The 19,406-nt window shown below is 62.7% G+C and carries 15 protein-coding genes; 10 read left to right on the top strand and 5 right to left on the bottom strand.

Translation table 11 applies throughout. The annotated features are described in order from the left end of the window. Window positions 1–52 precede the first annotated feature (52 nt). From KJY40_RS14440 to tpx, 5 genes are all read right to left on the bottom strand, one after another. Window positions 53–1,522 carry an efflux transporter outer membrane subunit gene (locus tag KJY40_RS14440; RefSeq protein WP_230737606.1) on the bottom strand — a complete coding sequence of 490 codons (1,470 nt, stop codon included), beginning with the start codon at window positions 1,520–1,522 and terminating at the stop codon, window positions 53–55. Then, the gene (locus KJY40_RS14435) at window positions 1,519–4,626 is read right to left on the bottom strand and encodes an efflux RND transporter permease subunit (protein WP_230737604.1); all 3,108 of its coding nucleotides are present in this window, start codon (window positions 4,624–4,626) and stop codon (window positions 1,519–1,521) included. Before KJY40_RS14435 ends, KJY40_RS14440 begins: the two co-directional genes overlap by 4 nt. Next, window positions 4,623–7,727, bottom strand: a complete 3,105-nt coding sequence (locus KJY40_RS14430) for an MdtB/MuxB family multidrug efflux RND transporter permease subunit (RefSeq protein WP_230737602.1) — start codon at window positions 7,725–7,727, stop codon at window positions 4,623–4,625. The genes KJY40_RS14435 and KJY40_RS14430 overlap by 4 nt, the downstream gene beginning before the upstream one ends. Further along, window positions 7,724–9,031: an MdtA/MuxA family multidrug efflux RND transporter periplasmic adaptor subunit gene (locus tag KJY40_RS14425; RefSeq protein WP_230737600.1), complete on the bottom strand. Its 1,308-nt coding sequence runs from the start codon at window positions 9,029–9,031 to the stop codon at window positions 7,724–7,726. The genes KJY40_RS14430 and KJY40_RS14425 overlap by 4 nt, the downstream gene beginning before the upstream one ends. A gap of 175 nt (window positions 9,032–9,206) precedes the next feature. Beyond that, the gene (gene tpx, locus KJY40_RS14420) at window positions 9,207–9,707 is read right to left on the bottom strand and encodes a thiol peroxidase (RefSeq protein WP_007955056.1); all 501 of its coding nucleotides are present in this window, start codon (window positions 9,705–9,707) and stop codon (window positions 9,207–9,209) included. Window positions 9,708–9,977: 270 nt separating this feature from the next. On the opposite strand from tpx, the gene KJY40_RS14415 reads away from it, so the two are divergent. From KJY40_RS14415 to KJY40_RS14370, 10 genes are all read left to right on the top strand, one after another. Beyond that, on the top strand, window positions 9,978–10,403 hold the full coding sequence (locus KJY40_RS14415) for a YciI family protein (protein WP_230737598.1): 426 nt from the start codon (window positions 9,978–9,980) through the stop codon (window positions 10,401–10,403). 210 nt (window positions 10,404–10,613) lie between these two features. Then, window positions 10,614–10,892 carry a hypothetical protein gene (locus tag KJY40_RS14410; RefSeq protein ID WP_230737597.1) on the top strand — a complete coding sequence of 93 codons (279 nt, stop codon included), beginning with the start codon at window positions 10,614–10,616 and terminating at the stop codon, window positions 10,890–10,892. A gap of 12 nt (window positions 10,893–10,904) precedes the next feature. Beyond that, entirely contained in the window at window positions 10,905–11,855 is a 951-nt protein-coding gene (locus KJY40_RS14405) for a SphA family protein (protein WP_230737595.1), read from the top strand. Between the two features lie 48 nt (window positions 11,856–11,903). Further along, the gene (locus KJY40_RS14400; RefSeq protein WP_230737593.1) at window positions 11,904–12,884 is read left to right on the top strand and encodes an AAA family ATPase; all 981 of its coding nucleotides are present in this window, start codon (window positions 11,904–11,906) and stop codon (window positions 12,882–12,884) included. 8 nt (window positions 12,885–12,892) lie between these two features. Beyond that, window positions 12,893–13,831: a DUF58 domain-containing protein gene (locus KJY40_RS14395; RefSeq protein ID WP_230737592.1), complete on the top strand. Its 939-nt coding sequence runs from the start codon at window positions 12,893–12,895 to the stop codon at window positions 13,829–13,831. Further along, window positions 13,828–14,340 carry a DUF4381 domain-containing protein gene (locus tag KJY40_RS14390; protein WP_230737591.1) on the top strand — a complete coding sequence of 171 codons (513 nt, stop codon included), beginning with the start codon at window positions 13,828–13,830 and terminating at the stop codon, window positions 14,338–14,340. Before KJY40_RS14395 ends, KJY40_RS14390 begins: the two co-directional genes overlap by 4 nt. Beyond that, window positions 14,327–15,319, top strand: a complete 993-nt coding sequence (locus KJY40_RS14385) for a vWA domain-containing protein (RefSeq protein ID WP_230737590.1) — start codon at window positions 14,327–14,329, stop codon at window positions 15,317–15,319. The genes KJY40_RS14390 and KJY40_RS14385 overlap by 14 nt, the downstream gene beginning before the upstream one ends. Window position 15,320: 1 nt before the next feature. Next, entirely contained in the window at window positions 15,321–16,901 is a 1,581-nt protein-coding gene (locus KJY40_RS14380) for a VWA domain-containing protein (protein WP_230737589.1), read from the top strand. After that, the gene (locus tag KJY40_RS14375; protein WP_230737588.1) at window positions 16,898–18,343 is read left to right on the top strand and encodes a hypothetical protein; all 1,446 of its coding nucleotides are present in this window, start codon (window positions 16,898–16,900) and stop codon (window positions 18,341–18,343) included. The genes KJY40_RS14380 and KJY40_RS14375 overlap by 4 nt, the downstream gene beginning before the upstream one ends. Further along, window positions 18,340–19,362: an HAD family hydrolase gene (locus KJY40_RS14370; RefSeq protein WP_230737587.1), complete on the top strand. Its 1,023-nt coding sequence runs from the start codon at window positions 18,340–18,342 to the stop codon at window positions 19,360–19,362. The genes KJY40_RS14375 and KJY40_RS14370 overlap by 4 nt, the downstream gene beginning before the upstream one ends. Window positions 19,363–19,406 lie beyond the last annotated feature (44 nt).

The raw sequence follows: 19,406 nt of genomic DNA, 5'->3' as shown, positions 1-19,406 counted from the left end.
ATGGCCATCAACCCGATGAAACGCTTGTTTGATCGTCTGACAAGGCTCTACGTCAGCGGTTATCAGTGGTTTGCAACTGCCCGTCCCAACCACCACCCAGCGCCGCGATCAACTGCACGCTGGCAATCAATCGACTTTGCAGGATGTTGAGCACGGTGCGCTCATTACTCAGCGCCGTCGCTTGAACCACCACCACATCCAGATAAGCAATCACCCCGGCCTTGTACTGGTTCTCGGTCAGACGCAACGAATCCCGTGCCGCATCGAGCGCTTCCTGGCGCACGGCTGCTTCGTCTTCGTACACCTTCAACTGCACCAGATAGTTTTCCACTTCGCGGAAGCCATCGAGCACGGTCTGGCGGTATTTGGCGACGGTCTGGTCGTACACGGCTTCGGTGCGATCGACCTCAGCGGAGCGGATGCCGCCGTCGAACAGCGGCAGGGTCATTTTCGGCCCCACCGACCAGAAGCGGTTCGGCAGGCTGATCAGGTTCTGCGAGGTACTGCTGCTGTAGCCGCCGCTCATGCTCAGGCTGAAATCCGGGTAATACGCAGCCTTGGCCACGCCGATGTTGGCATTGGCGGCGATCACCGAACGCTCGGCCGAGGCGATGTCCGGGCGGCGTTCCAGCAACTGCGACGGCAGGCTCAGCGGAATCTGCGGCAGCTTGGGGATGTCCTGGGTTTCGGCAATGTTGAATTCGGCGGGCGGCTGGCCGGTCAGTACCGCGATGGCGTTTTCGAACTGCGCCCGTTGCCAGATCAGGTCCACCAGATCGCCCTGGGTGGTTTTCAGTTGGGTCTGCGCCTGCGCCACCGCATCACGCCCGGAAACCCCGGCGTTGTACTGGTTCATGGTCATTTTCAGCGAGCGCTCATAGGCGGCCACTGTCGATTCGAGCAAACGTTTCTGCTGATCGATGACCCGCAATTGCAGGTAGTTCTGCACCAGCTCCGACTGCTGGCTCAAGCGCATTGCCGCCAGATCGGCGTAGCTCGCCTGAGCGCTGGCCTCATTGGCTTCCAGGCCACGACGCAACTTACCCCAGACATCCGCTTCCCAACTCACGCCCAGTTGCGCGTTGTAAGTGTCACGGATACCGCTGGAGGAACTGCTCAGGCTCGAACTGCTGCTGCCGGTGCCTTGGCTGGATCGGGTCTTGCCGGCGCTCAGATCAACGCTCGGATAAAACGCCCCGCGCGCGCTGCGCACCAAGGCCTGGGCCTGACGGTACTGCGCTTCGGACTGGGCGACGGTCTGGTTGGAGCTGTTGAGTTTCTCGATCAGCTCGTTGAGCTGACGGTCGCCATACAGCTCCCACCAGGCACCGCGCGCCAGGGAGTCGCTCGGGTTGGCCTGACGCCAGCCTTCGGCTTCCTTGTACTGGGCGATTTCTGCGGTCTGCGGGCGCTGGTAGTCCGGGCCGACGGCGCAGGCACTGAGCATCGCCACGCACAGCGACAGGCTCAGCAGACGCGAGCCGCGAACGGTAGCCAGATTGATAAGCGAACGGTCAGTCATAGCGGAGTTTCCAGAGCGGCATCGGTGCGCACGCCACGCCATTTGTTGAAACGATGGCGCAGCTTGTCGAGATAGAGGTAAACCACAGGCGTGGTGTAAAGGGTCAGCACCTGGCTGAAGACCAGCCCGCCGATAATGGTCAGGCCCAGCGGCTGGCGCATTTCCGCGCCTTCGGCCCGGCTCAGCAGCAGCGGCAAGGCGCCAAGGATCGCCGCCAGCGTGGTCATCAGGATCGGCCGCAAGCGTTGCAGACAGGCGCTGCGGATCGACTCCAGCGGCGTCATGCCTTGATGACGCTCCAGTTGCAGCGCCAGGTCGATCATCAGGATCGCGTTCTTCTTCACCACACCGATCAGCAGGAACAGCCCGAGCAGCGAGATCAGGCTGAACTCGCCGCCCAGCACATAGATCGACAACAACGCGCCGACCCCGGCCGATGGCAGCGTCGACAGAATCGTCAGCGGGTGAATGTAGCTTTCATACAGCACGCCCAGCACCAGATACACCGCCAGCAGCGCGCCAAGGATCATGAACGGCTGGCTCTTCTGGGTGGCGGCGAACGCATCGGCGGTGCCGGCCATTTTCACGATCACGTCTTCCGGCAGGCCGAGTTTGGCAATCGCCCGCTCGATGGCGGCGCTGCCCTGCTCCACCGTCACGCCTTCGGCCATGTCGAAGGAAATGCTCTCGGAGGCGAACTGGCCTTCGTGGCTGACCCGGTCATCTTCCAGGCTGTTTTCATAATGGGCGAAGGTCGACAGCGGAATCCGCGCACCGTCAGCCGTGATCACCTGGACCTGCTTGAGCGTCACCGGGTCCTGGGCGTATTTCGGATTGACCTCCATCACCACCTGATACTGGTTGAGGCTGTCGTAGATCGTGGAAATCTGCCGCTGGCTGTAAGCGTTGTTGAGCACGGCCGTGACCATTTCCATGTCCACGCCCAGGCGCTTGGCCTGATCGCGGTCGACGATCAGCGTCACCTGCTGCGCACCCGCGCCTTCCCGGGCGTCGATCGCAGTCAGCTCGGGCAAGGCCCGCAGCGCGGTGACCACTTTCGGGTACCACTCGCGCAAGGCGCCCAGATCACCACTTTGCAGAATGTAGCTGTACTGCGAAGTGGTCTGCTCTCGACCGCCGCCGAATTGCAGATCCTGGTCGGCCATCAGCATCAACTGCGCACCGGCCACCTTGGGCATTTCCTTGCGCAGGCGCTCGATGACTTTCTGCGCCGACAGGTTGCGCTCCTTGATCGGTTTCAGGCGTACCAGCATGAAGGCGTTGTTGGTGCCGTTGGTGCCACCGATGAACCCGGCCACACTCTCCACCGCTTCGTCCTTGAGCACCGCGCGGCGGAAGATCTCCATTTTCGGCTGCATCACACTGAACGACAGACCGTCGTCACCGCGCACGAAACCGATCAACTGGCCGGTGTCCTGCTGCGGCATGAAGGTTTTCGGCACTACAACATAGAGGGCGACGTTCACTCCGACCGTGATGATCAGGCTCAGCAACGTCAGGCGACGGTGGCGCAACACCCAGTCGAGGCTGGTGGCGTATTTGCCGACCATCCAGTCGTTGGTGCGGCGGCTCCAGCGTTGCAGGCGGTTTTCCTCGCCCGGCGTATGGGGCTTGAGCCAGCGGGCGCAGAGCATTGGCGTCAGCGTCAGGGAAACCACCAGCGACACCACGATGGCCGCGGCCAGGGTGATGGAAAACTCGCGGAACAGGCTTTCGATGATCCCGCCCATGAACAGGATCGACAGGAACACCGCCACCAGCGAGACGTTCATCGACAGCAGGGTAAACCCGACTTCCTTGGCCCCGAGGTACGCGGCCTTCATCGGTTTGACGCCTTCGTCGATGTGCCGGGAAATGTTCTCCAGCACCACGATGGCGTCGTCCACCACCAGCCCGGTGGCGAGAATCAGCGCCATCAGCGACAGGTTGTTCAGCGAGAATCCGTAGAGGTACATCACCGCAAAGGTGCCAACCAGCGACACCGGCACCGCCAGCGTCGGAATCAGGGACGCGCGGAAATTACCGAGGAACAGGAACACCACCAGAATCACCAGCGCCACGGCGATCAGCAGGGTCATTTCCGCTTCGTGCAGGGTGGCCTTGATCACCGGCGAACGGTCCATCGCCAGGTTCAGTTTGACGCTGGCCGGCAATACCGCCTGCAACGCCGGCAACTGCGCCTTGATCTCGTTCACCGTCTCGATGATGTTGGCACCGGCCTGCCGGTTGATCACTAGCAGCACCGCTGCGTCATCGTTGAAGAAACCGCTGTTGTAGCGGTCTTCCACGCCGTCGCTGACCTTGGCCACGTCTTTCAGACGCAGGGCCGCGCCGCCGTTGTAGTGGATGATCAGCGATTCGTAATCCTTGGCTTTCTCCAACTGGTCGTTGGCCTGGATCTGCCACAGGCGCTGGTCGTCCTCGACCGAACCCTTGGGCCGGCGCACGTTGGCTTCGGCGATGGTCTTGCGCACATCGTCCAGCGCCACGCCGTACTGGTTCAGCGCCTGGGGTTCGAGTTCGATGCGCACCGCCGGTAACGAGCTGCCGCCGATCTGCACTTCGCCGACGCCCTGCACCTGGGACAGGCTCTGGGACAGGATGGTCGACGCCAGGTCATAGAGCTGACCCTTTTCCAGCACGTCCGAAGTCAGCGACAACACCATGATCGGTGCCTGCGACGGGTTGACCTTCTTGTAGGTCGGCATGCTGCGCATCCCGCTCGGCAGCAGGTTGCGCGAGGCGTTGATCGCCGCCTGCACTTCCCGCGCCGCGCCGTTGATGTCGCGGTCGAGGTCGAATTGCAGAATCACCCGGGTCGAGCCCTGGCTGGAACGACTGCTCATGGTGTTGACGCCGGCGATGGCGCCGAACGAGCGCTCCAGCGGCGTGGCCACGGTAGACGCCATGACTTCCGGGCTGGCGCCGGGCAGGCTCGCCTGCACCACGATCACCGGGAAGTCCATTTGCGGCAGCGGCGACACCGGCAGCAGACCGAAGCTCACGCCGCCCAGCAGCATGATCGCCAGGCTCAGGAGCATGGTCGCCACCGGGCGTTTGATGAAAGGACCGGACAGGTTCATGGCTGTTCCACCGGCTCCACGGCCGACGGTGCACGGCCCCAGCGCCGGCCGAGACGATCGAAGTACAGGTAGATCACCGGGGTAGTGAACAGCGTCAGCACCTGACTCACCAGCAACCCGCCGACCATCACCAGACCCAGCGGCTGACGCAATTCAGCGCCGGAACCGGTGGCCAGCATCAACGGCACTGCACCAAACAGCGCTGCCAGCGTAGTCATCAGAATCGGCCGGAAGCGCAACAGCGCCGCCTGATAGATCGCCTGCTCCGGCGCCATGCCCTGGGTGCGTTCGGCGTCGAGGGCGAAGTCGATCATCATGATCGCGTTTTTCTTAACAATACCGATCAGCAGAATGATGCCGATGATCGCGATCATCCCCAGATCATTGCCACTGAGCAGCAACGCCAGCAACGCCCCGACCGCCGCCGACGGCAAGGTCGACAGGATGGTGATCGGGTGAATGTAGCTCTCGTAAAGCACGCCGAGCACGATGTACATGGTCACCACCGCCGCCAGAATCAGCAGCAAGGTGCTCGACAGCGATGCCTGGAACGCTTCGGCTGCGCCCTGGAACTGGGTCTGCACGCCGATCGGCATGCCGATGTCCTTCTGCACCTGCTCGATGATGTCCACCGCATGCCCCAGCGCCACGCCGGGCGCGAGGTTGAACGACATCATCACCGCCGGGAACTGGCCGATGTGGGTGATCGCCAGTTGTGCCTGCCGTTCCTCGACGTGGGCCAGACTCGACAACCGCACCTGACCGCCATCGGTGGTCTTGACGTGGATCTGATCCAGCGCCTGCGGGCCGATCTTCTCCCCGGCCTGCGCCTGCAGCACCACACGGTACTGGCTGGCCTGGGTGTAGATGGTCGAGATCTGCCGCTGGCCGAACGCGTCGTACAGCGCATCAGTGATGTTCGATACCGACACGCCAAGCCGTGAAGCGGCATCGCGGTCGATCACCAGAAACACCTGCAAGCCCTTGTCCTGCAAGTCGCTGGCGACATCGGTCAGTTCCGGACGCTGGGCCAGGGCCTCGACCAGACGGCCGCTCCACAGGCTGAGCAATTCGGAATCCGGCGAGGACATGCTGAACTGGTATTGGGTGCGGCTGACGCGGTCTTCGATGGTCAGGTCCTGCACCGGCTGCATGAACAGGCGGATGCCCACCAGCTTGTCCAGCTGCGGTTGCAGGCGGGCAATCACTTCAGTGGCGGTCAGATCACGCTGGCCATGGGGCTTGAGGTTGATCAGCAGCCGACCGCTGTTGAGCGTGGCGTTGTCACCATCGACACCGATATAGGACGACAGGCTCTCGACCGCCGGATCTTCGAGAATCACCTTGGCCAGCGCCTGCTGACGCTCGCCCATCGCTGCGAAGGAAATCGACTGCGGCGCTTCGGAAATCCCCTGGATCACCCCGGTGTCCTGCACCGGGAAGAAGCCCTTGGGCACCACCATATAAAGGAATACAGTCAGGGCCAGCGTACCGATGGCCACCAGCAGGGTCAGCGGCTGGTGCTTGAGCACCCACTGCAATTTGCGCCCGTAAGCGGCAATCATCCAGTCGATGAACGCACCGCTGGCGCGGTAAAAACGGCCCTGTTCATGTTCTTCCGGCTCACGCTTGAGCAGACGCGCGCACATCATCGGCGTCAGGGTCAGCGAGACCACCAGGGAAATCAGGATCGCCACCGCCAGGGTGATGGCGAATTCGCGGAACAACCGCCCCACCACATCGGCCATGAACAGCAGCGGAATCAGTACCGCAATCAGCGACAGGGTCAGGGAAATCAGGGTGAATCCGATTTGCTTCGCACCCTTGAGCGCCGCCTGCATCGGGCTGTCGCCCTCCTCGATGAAACGCGCGATGTTTTCCAGCATCACAATCGCGTCATCGACCACGAAACCGGTGGCGATGGTCAGTGCCATCAGGGTCAGGTTGTTGACCGAGAACCCAGCCAGGTACATCACGCCGAACGTACCGATCAGCGACAGCGGCACAGCCACCGACGGAATGATCGTGGCACTGGCACGCCGCAAGAACAGGAACGTCACCATCACCACCAGCGCGATGGCGATCAGCAGTTCATGTTGCACGTCGGTGACGGAGGCGCGGATGGTCTGGGTGCGGTCGGTGAGCACGACGACGTCGAGACCGGCCGGCAGGTTGTCGGTGATGCTCGGCAGCAGCGCCTTGATCCGGTCGACCACTTCGATCACGTTGGCGCCCGGTTGACGCTGGATGTTCAGCAGCACGGCCTGATTCTGGTTGGCCCACGCCGCCAGACGCTCGTTCTCGGCGCCGTCGACGATCTGCGCGACATCCTTGAGCCGCAACGGCGCGCCGTTGGCGTAGGCCAGGATCAGGTTGGCGTAATCCTTGGGCGAAGTCAGCTGGTCGTTGGCGTCGAGCATCGACACCCGGGTCGGGCCGTCGAAGTTGCCCTTGGGCTGGTTGACGTTGGACGCGCTGATCAGCGTGCGCACGTCCGACAGGTTCAGGCCGTTGGCCGCGAGCGCCTCGGGGTTGACCTTGATCCGCACCGCCTGACGCTGACCGCCGGCAATGCTGACCATGCCGACACCGCTGATCTGGGCGATTTTCTGCGCCATGCGCGTGTCGACCAGATCATTGAGTTTGGGCAGCAGCATGGTTTTCGAGGTGATGGCCAGGGTCAGCACCGGGGTGTCCGCCGGGTTGACCTTGTTGTACACCGGCGGCGCCGGCAAGTCGGTCGGCAACAGATTGGTCGCGGCGTTGATCGCGGCCTGCACCTGCTGTTCGGCGACGTCCATGTTGATGTCGAGGCTGAAACGCAAAGTCAGCACCGACGCACCGCCGGAACTGGTCGAAGCCATTTGCGTCAGGCCCGGCATCTGCCCGAACTGACGTTCCAGCGGCGCGGTGACGGCGCTGGTCATCACGTCCGGACTGGCGCCCGGATACAGGGTCATGACCCGGATGGTCGGGTAATCGACCTGCGGCAAGGCCGAAACCGGCAGCAGGCGATAGGCGATCAGCCCGGCCAGCACGATGGCCAGCATGCTCAGCGTGGTAGCGACCGGGCGGAGGATGAACAGACGCGAAATGTTCATGCGCCCTTCTTGGCCTTGTCGGTGACAGTGGCGTCAGGCGCGGTGGCGGCGGACTTGCCTTGCAGGTGTTCGGTCGGGGTGGTCGGTACGTCCTTGCTGTCGTTGACCACTTCCACTTCGCTGCCTTCCTTCAGACGGTCAGTGCCTTCCAGCACCACCCGATCGCCAGCGGCCAGGCCTTCGGTAATCACGGTGTTTTCGCCGTCGCTGGCGCCGATCTTCAACTGGCGGATGGTGACTTTCTTGTCGCCGTCCAGCGCGTAGACGAAGGTGCCGTTGGTGCCGAACTGGATGGCCGCCGACGGCGCCAGCACCACACCTTTCAAGGTGTCAGCCAGCAAATGAACGTTGACGAACTGATTGGGGAACAGCGACTGATCGCGGTTCTCGTAGCGCGCCTTGAATTTCAGGGTGCCGGTGGTCACGTCGATCTGGTTGTCGAGGCTTTGCAATACACCGGTGGCTTGCAGTTTGGTGTCGCCGCGATCCCAGGCCTCGGCCGGCAGTTTGGCGCCGCTGCGGTAGCGGGCGAGCACGGTTTCCAGGCTGTTTTCCGGCAGGGTGAAGGCCACGCTGATCGGCTGGGTCTGAGTGATGACCGCGAGGAACGTGGTGTCGTTCGCCGCGACAAGGTTGCCGACGTCGAGCTGACGCAGGCCGACGCGACCGGCAATCGGTGCGCGGATCTTGGTGAATTCGAGATTGAGCTTGGCGTCGTTGACCGCCGCCTGATTGGTTTTCACGGTGCCGAGGTATTGGCCGACCAGCGCTTCGGCGGTGTCCAGGGTCTGCTTGGCGATGCTGTCTTCCTTGTAAAGACCGCGATAACGCTCGACATCGACCTGGGCGTTCTTCAACTGCGCCTGATTCTGCAGCAAGGTGCCTTCGGCCTGGAGCAAGGCGTTCTGGTACGGGCGCGGGTCGATCTCCGCCAGCAGGTCGCCGGCCTTGACCATTTGGCCTTCCTCGAAATAGATCTTCACCAGTTCGCCGCCAACCCGGCTGCGCACATTGATGGTGTTGAGCGCCGTCACCGTGCCCAAGGCCTTGTAGTACAGCGGGAAGTCCCCGGTGACCGCCGGCGCCACGCGTACCGGAATCGGCCCACCCGCCCCGCCGAAGCCTGGACGCATCATCCCCGAACGGCCGGTGTGACCGGCCTGCGCCTTCTCGCCGCCCTCCTTGTGGGTCGATCCGGCGGGCCAGAATTTCCAGCACAGACCGGCAATGACCAGCAGGACAAGCAGGCTCAACAGCCAGCGACGGGACTTTCGGGAAGACGATTGCATGGAGTGATTAACCATTGGGCGCGTGGGCTTCTTTTACGGGAGGCTGAACGATAAGCACTGGTAGGGATTTAGCAAAGCAGCTTTACCGGCAATTTACCTTCCACTTACGTTTCAAGGTGTGAGGCAAAACACTGATACACAAATGAAAACGGCCTGGACAGAGCCAGGCCGTTAACAATTGTAAAAGCGCTTACTTGAGAACGGACAGCGCCGCTTCGTAGTTAGGCTCTTCTGCAATTTCCTTGACCAGTTCGCTGTGCAGGACGTTGTCGTTTTCGTCCAGAACAACCACCGCACGGGCGGTCAGGCCTTTCAGCGGGCCGTCAGCGATGGCCACACCGTAGTTCTCGATGAACTCGGCGCCGCGCAGGGTCGACAGGTTCTGTACGTTTTCCAGGCCTTCGGCGCCGCAGAAGCGAGCCTGGGCGAACGGCAGGTCAGCCGAGATGCACAGCACCACGGTGTTGCTGATGTCGTTGGCCTGAGCGTTGAACTTGCGCACGGAAGTGGCGCAGGTCGGAGTGTCGACGCTTGGGAAGATGTTCAGCACTTTGCGCTTGCCGGCGAAGTCTTTCAGGGTGACGTCGGACAGATTGCCGGCTACCAGGGAAAAGGCTGGCGCCTTGGAACCGGCTTGTGGCAGTTGGCCGTTGACTTGAACCGGGTTGCCTTTGAGCGTGACTTGAGCCATGAACGGAGTCCTTCTTAACGTTGTTGGGAAAGCATGCAAGAGGCGGAAGTTAACCACGAAATTGTCCGACGACCTATGCCTGAACCAAAATTGTCATGTGCAGGCACACAAAACTGGATACACATTCTCCAGTCTCCCCACATCCCTGCTCTCAAAGAGGGTGATGCTTGTTAAAACGCGAGTCTGCATCTTTTCTTTAACGACCTGTCGATTCCCACCCGAGCCGTTCGACTAAGCCATGAATCCCTCACCTTACTGCGGAGAAACACCATGCGCTTCATGATCATTGTCAAAGCCAGCCACGACTCCGAAGCCGGCGTGATGCCCAGCGAGCAACTGCTGACCGACATGGGCAACTACAACGAACAACTGGCCAAGGCCGGCATCCTGGTTTCCGCCGACGGCCTGCACCCCAGCAGCAAAGGCGCCCGTGTGCGTTTCAGCGGTGAAAACCGCAGCGTGATCGACGGCCCGTTCGCCGAGACCAAAGAGCTGATCGCCGGATACTGGATCTGGGACGTGAAATCGAAAGAGGAAGCCATCGAATGGGTCAAGCGTTGCCCGAACCCCATGCCGGGTACTGAATCGGAAATCGAGATTCGCCAGGTGTTCAGCCCGGAAGATTTCGGCGCCGAGTTCACTCCGCAACTGCGCGAGCAGGAAGAACGCATCCGCGAACAGGCCAAAAAACACTGAGTAGCGAAAATTTGCGCAGGATCACTTTCGTGCACAAAGCAACGTGATCCTGCGCACAAAACCAAAGAATTAACCCCTTAGACTGGCTAACCCCCGATTAACTGCTAGCGTCAACAGACATGTCCTACAGGCTTGATAAGAAAGGGATTACGTCGTAACGGCCTGGAAAGTGCCGAGTCGTCCAATGAGCCACCAGGGAACCGGGGAATCATGTCCAAAAGCAACGGGATCAACGTCTTGTGGTCGGCGAGCGTGCCGACGTCCGTCTTCTGCGGTCGTTCGAAAACGCTCATCAAAATCGCCGGTTACGGCGTGATGAGCATGTTCGTCAGTTGCGGCGTCGGTGCTCAGGATTTCACCGCCAGCACGCACGATGCCCGAGCCATCGCCGAGTACGTCCCTCCCCCGACCGCTCCCTCCTGGTCACTGACCCAGTACGACGAGCAGACCCGATCAACGTTGCTCGATCCGGCCCATTCAAAACAATAAACGGAGTGCCTCATGATCACGCCTCGCGTTGTCCGCCCGTTGCTGGCGCTGTGCATGATCGGCAGTCCGCTGGTGTTCGCGGCCGAAGGCGGTGTCGGTCGGCCGATCACCGGCCAGCAGGTGTTTTCCAACGCAGGCGTGATTCCACCGGCGCCAGGCTGGGTGATGTCCTTGACCAGCATCTGGTACGACGGCGAGATCAAGGGCAGTCGCGGCGCGCCGATTTCCGGTGAGGTCAGCGCCGGAATCAAGATGAAAGTCTCCTACACCATGGCCAACCTCACCCACGTCTGGGACACCGGCAAAGGCCAATGGAATTACGCCTCGGCCATTGGCGTTCCGGTGCAGTACACCGACATCGATGCTGCCATCACCGGCCCGCGCGGCCGTACCCTCGGCACCAGCGATTCCGGCACCCAGTTTGCCGATGCGCTGATCACGCCGATTGCCGCCGGTTACCACTTCGACGAGCTCAACCACATCGCGTTTTCGCTGCCGATCTACGTTCCGACCGGTGCCTATAACGAGGATCGGCTGGCCAACCCCGGGCAGAACAATTACACGTTCATGCCCACCGTGGCGTTCTCTCATCTGGACGGCAAGGGCGGCGAATTCACCCTTTCCGGCAACCTGCAGTTCTACACCGAGAACAAGGCCACCGATTACCGCACCGGCGACATCTTCACTCTCGAAGCCCTGTGGACCCACGGTTTCGGCAACGGCTGGAACGCCGGGCTGGTCGCCGGTTATGTCCAGCAGATCAGCGACGACAAGGGCGACACCGCCGACACCCTCAACGGCTTTCGCGGGCGTTCGGTGGGCGCCGGTCCGACCGTCGGCTGGAGCGGCAAGTTCGCCGATGCCCAGGCCAGTGTCAGCGCGCGCTGGGTGCCGGAGTTCGACACCAAGAACCGGCCTGAAGGCAACGGCGTCGCCGTGAACATGACTCTGGCGTTTTTCTAGACCGCGACCGGGCTCCCTCATGACCGGTCATTCGAGAAGGGAAGCTACATGACTGCACTCACCGACCTCAACGCCCTGCAAGCCAGCATCGCCGAAGCGGTGCTCGGCCAGGATCAGGTGATCCGGCAGATCCTGCTCGGCCTGCTGGCCAACGGGCACCTGTTGCTGGAAAGCCTGCCGGGGCTGGCCAAGACCCGCACGGTCAAGGCGCTGGCCAGACACCTGGACGCGAAGATGAGCCGCATCCAGTTCACCCCGGATCTTCTGCCCTCGGACATCACCGGTGCCGAGGTGTTGCATCAGGTCGAGGGCAGGAACGAGATCCGCTTCCAGCCCGGCCCGCTGTTCGGCAACCTGATCCTCGCCGACGAGATCAACCGTGCACCGGCCAAGGTGCAGGCCGCGTTGCTCGAAGCCATGGAAGAACGGCAGATCACCGTGGCCGGCAACAGCCATGCGCTGCCGGAGCTGTTCATCGTGGTCGCCACTCAGAACCCGATCGAGCAGGAAGGCACCTACCCGCTGCCCGAAGCGCAGATGGACCGGTTTCTGATGAAAGTCCTGCTGGATTACCCCAGCGCCGACAACGAAAGCCAGGTGCTACGACTGTTGCGCGCCGAGGAGTTTGCACAGGGCGCCAGCACCACGCCGACCAAGGGTTTTGAGCTGGCGCAGGACGTGATTTTCGCCGCGCGCAAGGAAGTCAGCGCGGTGCACGTTTCCCCCGCCATCGATCGCTATCTGATCGACCTGATCAACGCCACCCGCCATCCGGCGGATTACGACGAAGACCTCGCCCGTTGGATCGCCATCGGTGCCAGCCCGCGCGGCGGCATTGGCCTTGATCGTTGCGCCCGCGCCGATGCGTGGTTGCAGGGCCAGGACTTCGTTTCGCCGGACAACGTGCGCGCCGTGGTGCACCCGGTGCTGCGTCATCGCCTGCAACTGAGCTACGACGCGGTGGCCGATGGCGTCAGTGCCGATCAGGTGCTGGACCGGATCCTCGACAAAGTCGCCATTCCGGCCTGAGGTCTGCCATGGAAGCCGCCGACGGACTGGTCTATGTCTCACTCGCGCAATTGATGGCGCTGGAGTTCAAGGCCCGTGACCTGAGTTTTCTCGCCCGCCAGCCCCGGGGCAGCATCCTTGCCGGCAATCACGCCTCGCGCCTGCGCGGGCGGGGTTTGAACTTTGACGAATTGCGCCGTTATCAGCCGGGTGACGATCTGCGTCACCTCGACTGGCGCGCCTCGCTGCGCACCGGCAAACCGGTAGTGCGCACTTTCACCGAAGAGCGCGACCGCCCGGCGCTGATTGTGGTCGACCAGCGCATGTCGATGTTCTTCGGCTCGCAGCGCAGCTTCAAATCCGCCGTCGCTGCCGAACTCGGCGCACTGGCGGCGTGGATGGTGTTCCATGCCGGTGACCGGGTCGGCGGGCTGGTGTTCAACGATCAACGCATCGACAGCATCGCGCCGTTGCGCAGCCGCAAACGGGTCGAGGCGCTGCTGAGCCGCATCGCCCAGCAGAATCAGGCACTGAACGCCGGCAACCCGGACGCCGAGGACGAAGATCAACTGGACAAGGCCTTGCAGCGTTGCCTCGCGGTGGCCGGGCACGACCATCTGATTTGCATCGTCAGTGATTTCGCCGGGGCCGGCGAGCGCACCTTGCAATTGATGCGGCAACTGGCGGCGCACAACGACGTGGTCGCCCTGCAAGTCTATGACCCGATGGCGATGAAGCTGCCGAGCGACGGCAGGCTGTTGGTGACCCAGGGCCAGTTGCAGGTAGAGCTGGCGGTTGAGAAACGCAGCGTGCACCAGCCATTGGGGGATTTTCTCGGTGGTCGGCTCAAGGACGTCACCACCCTGCTGCGCCGCAGTCAGGTGCCTTTGATGATGTTCAGCACCGCCGAAGAGGCGCATCAGCAATTACGCGCCGAGCTTGGTAAATCCAGCGGTGCGAGACGATGAATCCGCACGTTCCGGACATCGCACAGCTCAAGGAGCTGGGCCTGCCTGCGCCGGTGAGCTACGCACCGCAGACCTGGGGCTGGTGGGTGTTGCTGGCGGTGCTGGTGCTGGCCGCGTTGCTGATCGGCGTGCGGCGCTATGGGCAATGGCGACGGGATCAATATCGGCGTGACGCGCTGGTGCGGTTGGCGCAATTGCGCGAGCGCAGCGACGACCTGAATGCGTTGCGCGAATTGCCGGAATTGCTCAAGCGCGTCGCCCTTTCAATGCCCACCCACAAATCTACCCGCTGGAATGCGAACCCTGTGGGAGCCGCGTTGGGACGGGAGGATTGGCAAGCCTTCTTGCAGCGGCACTGCAAAAAGCCGCTGCCGGCGGATTTGAGCGAACAACTGGCGCAACTCGCCTACGCCCCGGACGACGCGTTGCGCGCCCTGCCCGCGCCGCAGCGCCTGGCGTTGTTCGACACCTGCCAACACTGGGTGGAGCGTCATCATGTGGCAGCTTGATTACCCCTGGCTGTTGCTCCTGCTGCCGCTGCCTTGGCTGGCCTTCCGTTACCTGCCCGCCTACCAGGAAGCGCGCAGCGCCGTGCGGGTGCCATTCTTCGGCGCCATGAGCCGCGCCGTCGGCGAAACCCCGGCCAGTGCCGGCACCCGCAGCAATCACTGGCAGCTGTGGCTGAATGTGCTGGTGTGGGCCCTGTTGCTGGTCGCCGTTGCTCGCCCGGTATTCGTCGAAAAACCCATCGAACGCCAGCAACCGGTGCGCGACCTGATGCTCGCCATCGACCTCTCGCAGTCGATGGAAACCGAGGATTTCACCAACGCCGCCGGCCAGAAAATCAATCGCCTGGCCGCCGTCAAAGAAGTCGTGCAAGGCTTCATCGACAAGCGCAAGGACGATCGCCTCGGCCTGATCGTGTTCGGCAGCGGCGCTTATCCGCAGGCGCCGCTGACCCTCGATCACGCCAGCCTGTCCCTGTTGCTGGAGGACACCGGCATCGGCATGGCCGGCCCCAACACTGCGATTGGCGATGCGATCGGCCTCAGCCTGAAGCTGCTGGACAAGGCCCATGAACAGGAAAAAGTCCTGATCCTGCTCACCGACGGCAACGACACCAGCAGCGCCATCACCCCCGACCATGCCGCCGAGATGGCCGCCGCCAAAGGCGTGGTGATTCATACCATCGGCATCGGCGACCCCACTGCTTCCGGCGAGGCCAAGGTCAATCTGCAAAGCCTGCAACAGCTCGCCCAGGCCACCGGCGGCCAGTTCTTCCGCGCCGAAGACCGCACCGCGCTGGATCAGGTCTACAGCACCCTCGACCGGCTCACGCCCCATCAAGTGAAGACCCTCAGCCATCAACCCCAGCGCGAATTGTTTTACTGGCCGCTGGGCGCGGCGCTGGTGTTGCTGACTCTGTATCACCTCGGCGCACTGCTGCGCCCAAGGCTGGCGGTTGCACGTCAGCGGCAGGAGGCCTGAGATGGAGATCAATCTCGGCGACTTCCACTTCTTGCGTCCGCTGTGGTTGTTGCTCGCACTGTTCGCGGCGCTGCTGCCGTTGATCTGGCGGCGCAGCCGTGATTTGCAGCGGCGTCTGCGCGGCAATATCGCCGAGCATCTGCTGCCGCACCTGCTGGTCACCCCGCAGGATCACCAGCGCCTGCGTCCGGTGCATCTGCTGTGTGCGTTGCTGGTGCTGGGCGCCGTGGCGGCAGCCGGGCCGACCTGGGAGCAGGACCGGCCGGACTTTCTGGAGAATCGTGCGCCGCTGATCGTGGCCGTCGACCTGTCGCCGTCGATGGACGCCAGCGACGTACCGCCCACTCGGTTGGAGGCCGCAAAACACACCCTTCATGACCTGATCCAGCGCCGCGCCGGTGCGCGCACCGCGTTGATCGCCTACGCCGGCAGCGCGCATCTGGTGCTGCCGGCGACCGATGACCCGGCGTTGCTCGACAGTTTCATTCAGGCCCTGGGCACCGGGCTGATCGACAAACCGGGCAAGAATGTCGGCGCCGTGATCGATCAGGCCAAGCGCCTGCTCGAAGCCGAGAAAACCCCGGGCAGCCTGCTGTTGATCACTGACGGCGCCGACACTGCGCAGCTCGATGGACTGGGCAAACAGTTGCAGGGCACAGGTTTGCAAGTGCTGGTGCTCGCGGTGGGCAATCAGGACGGCGGGTTGATTCAGGATGCGAACGGCCAGCCGCGCACCGACAGCAACGGTCGTCCGGTACTGGGCAGCTTCGACCCGGCGGCGATCAAGCAACTGGCCTCGGTACTCGATGCGCCGCTGGGCAGTCTGACCCTGACCAACGACGATCTGGACTGGGTCGAACTGCACGCGCAACAACACTTTCAGAGCGCCAGCGCCGAGCAGCAGGAATTGCACTGGAAAGACGCCGGATACTGGCTGTGCTGGCCGTTGTTGCTGCTGGCGTTGTTCAGCGTGCGCAAGGGCTGGAGCGTGAACTGGATGCCGGCACTCGCTCTGGCCGTGGGTCTCGGCTGGCCATCGGCGCCGGCGCAGGCCAATGCCCTGACCGACGCGTTCTTCACCCGCGACCAGCAAGGGCGCTGGGCCTTCGAGCATGAGCATTTCCCGCAAGCGGCGGCGCTGTTTGTCGATCCGTACTGGAAAGGCGTCGCGGCCTATCACGCCGCTGACTTCGATCTGGCGCTGGCGACCTTCGCCCGGCTGGACACGCCGCAAGCGTATTTCTATCTGGGCAACATCTACGTGCGCCGCTTCAAGTTCGATCAAGCCATCGCGGCCTATCAGCAGGCGTTGAAACTGCAACCACAATTCCCCGAAGCCACGGCCAACCTGGCGCTGGCCATCGCCCTGCAGAAAGACACCGAAAGCGCCGATCAGAACGCCCCAGAAACCAAACCGGACGAGGTCAAGTTCGACAAGACACCGGGCAAGGGCCAGAGCAAAGCCGTGACGACCGAACAGGCGACGTCGGATGCGTTGTGGCTGCAGAACCTCACCACCTCACCGGCGAAATTCCTCCGGCAGAAATTCAGCCTGCAGGACCAGGCGGGGGCCAAGCCATGACTTTTCTAACTTTCGCTGCCGCCATCGCGGGCAAGCCCGCTCCCACAGGGTTTTGTGGTGCGAACACAAATGAAGTGAACACAGCTGATCTCTGTGGGAGCGGGCTTGCCCGCGATGAGGCACGACCAGTCAATACAATAATCAATGCATTGCTCCTGTTCAGTTTGATCAACTTGAACGCCTTTGCAGCTGAACCCCAACTCAAAGTCCAGGCCCAACTGCAACCCGCCGACGGCATCAAGGTCGGCGGTCTGGTGGAGCTGCAACTCGACGTGCTTACCGACACCTGGTTCACCAGCGCCGCCACCCTGCCCGACCTGAAACTCGAGGGTGCGCTGGTGATGCCACCCGACGGTCAGGCCCAGCACTTGAACCAGACCATCGACGGCCAGTCCTTCAGTGGTCTGCGCTACAGCTACCTGATCACGCCCAATGCCGCCCGAACCTTCGACGTTCCGGCGCTGACCGTAAGCGCCACACCCGGCCAGGCCACCGCTGAAATCAGCGCCAGTAGCCAGCCGCTGCAATTCAGCGCCGCCCTGCCACCCGGCTTCAACCCCGGAGAAACCCCGCTGGTGGCCACCGGGCTGCGCTTCAGCCAAACCGTCACCCGGTCGGCCACGCCGCTGAAAGTCGGCGACAGCCTCACCCGCCAACTGACCCTGCAAGCCGACGGCGCACTGGCCATGGCGCTGCCCGTGCCTGCTCTGAGCGAAGTCAAAGGACTGAGCCGCTATGTGAAGACGCCGCAAGTCAGCAGCCTCGATGACGGGCGCGGCAATATTCTGGGCGGTCAGCGCATCGACAGCGTCAGCTATCGCATCGACACCGCCGGTGCCCACACCCTGCCGGCCATCAACGTGAAATGGTGGGACTCGCGCACGCAACAGATTCGCACGGCGCAAGTCCCCGAGGTCACCTTCGAGGCCAGTGCCAACAGCGCCTACAAACCGGTGTTCTCGATCACCGAGGATCTGCGCCAGCTCGGCCAGAACCATCGCCTGCACTTGTCGACACAGGGATTCCTCTGGCTCGCCGTGCTGGCCGCACTGGGCGTACTCGGTTATCTCGGCCGGCCTGCGTTCAGCCGTGCGCGCCGTCAATGGCAACAGCGCCAGCTTGTGCGGCAACAGGCCCGCCAGCAATCGGCCGACTTCGCGTGGCAGCAGGTCGCCGGGCAACTGGCCGGGCAACCGCCGCAGCTGACGGCCCTGTACCTGTGGCTGCGACGTTGCGGTCTGGGCCTGAAACTGAGCAACGCCGGGCCACGCCTGCAAGGACTGTTGCGCAGCCTTTACGGGCGCGATCCGGCCGCTGGGCAGGCACTGGGTCAGCTGCGCCAATCGTTGTCTACGCTTCACAGTCAGGCCAAACAACAGCAGGCCCGACCGGCCTCGGCCCTGCGCCCGCTCAACCCCGTTCACGAGAAGGATTTCCCATGACGAACCCGATGCTGCATCGCCAACGTTTCGGTCTGGCCCTGTTGTTCGGCCTCGCATTGCCGCTGCTGGCGCAGGCCAGCGAACCGCTGCCGTCATGGAACGACAGCCCGGCGAAAAAGCACATCATCGAGTTCGTCGAGGCGGTCACCGATCAGGCCGGCAAGGACTTCGTCAAACCCGCCGAACGCATCGCCGTGTTCGACAACGACGGCACCCTCTGGAGCGAGCAACCCGCCTATTTCGAAATCCTGTTCGCGTTCGATGAAGTCAAACGCACGGCACCACAGCACCCAGAATGGAAAACCACTCAGCCGTTCAAGGCTGTTCTGGAAAACGATCACAAGGCCCTCGCCGCTTCAGGCATGGACGGCATCATGAAGATCGTCGCCGCCACTCATTCGGGAATGACCACCGAAGCGTTCGATGACTACGCAAAAACCTGGCTCTCCCAGGCCCGCCATCCGAAAACCGGCAAGCCGTACACCGAAATGATCTTCCAGCCGATGCTGGAAATGCTCGACTACCTGCGCAGCCAGGACTTCAAGACCTACATCGTCTCGGGTGGCGACACTGGCTTCATGCGCGCCTTCGCCGAGAAGGTCTACGGCATCCCGCCGGAACGGGTGATCGGCACCACCTTCGTGACCGCGTTCGAATACAAGGACGGCAAGGCCTCGATCATGCGCACCGCCAAACTGGCGCACAACGACGACGGCCCGGGCAAACCGGTGAGCATCGACGCCGTGATCGGGCGTCGGCCGATCCTCGCCTTCGGCAACTCCGACGGCGACCTGCAGATGCTGCAGTGGACCGCCTCCGGTCCCGGCAAACGCTTCATGGGCCTGGTGCATCACACCGACGCCAAGCGCGAGTGGGCCTACGACCGAAAATCCGATATCGGGCGCCTGGACAAGGCCCTCGACGAAGCGAACTCCCGAGGCTGGACCGTGGTGGACATGGCGAGCGACTGGCGCCGGATCTACCCGTTCGATCCGCCCGTACCCGAGCAAGTGAAGTAGCAGGAAAAAACGTTTGTCGTGCACCCCACCCCCGCGCTAAAGGA

The organism is Pseudomonas fitomaticsae (assembly GCF_021018765.1).
Classification (GTDB): Bacteria; Pseudomonadota; Gammaproteobacteria; order Pseudomonadales; family Pseudomonadaceae; genus Aquipseudomonas; species Aquipseudomonas fitomaticsae.
The sequence above is the reverse complement of the archived record's forward strand: the minus strand, read 5'-3'. Positions and strand labels throughout refer to the sequence as shown.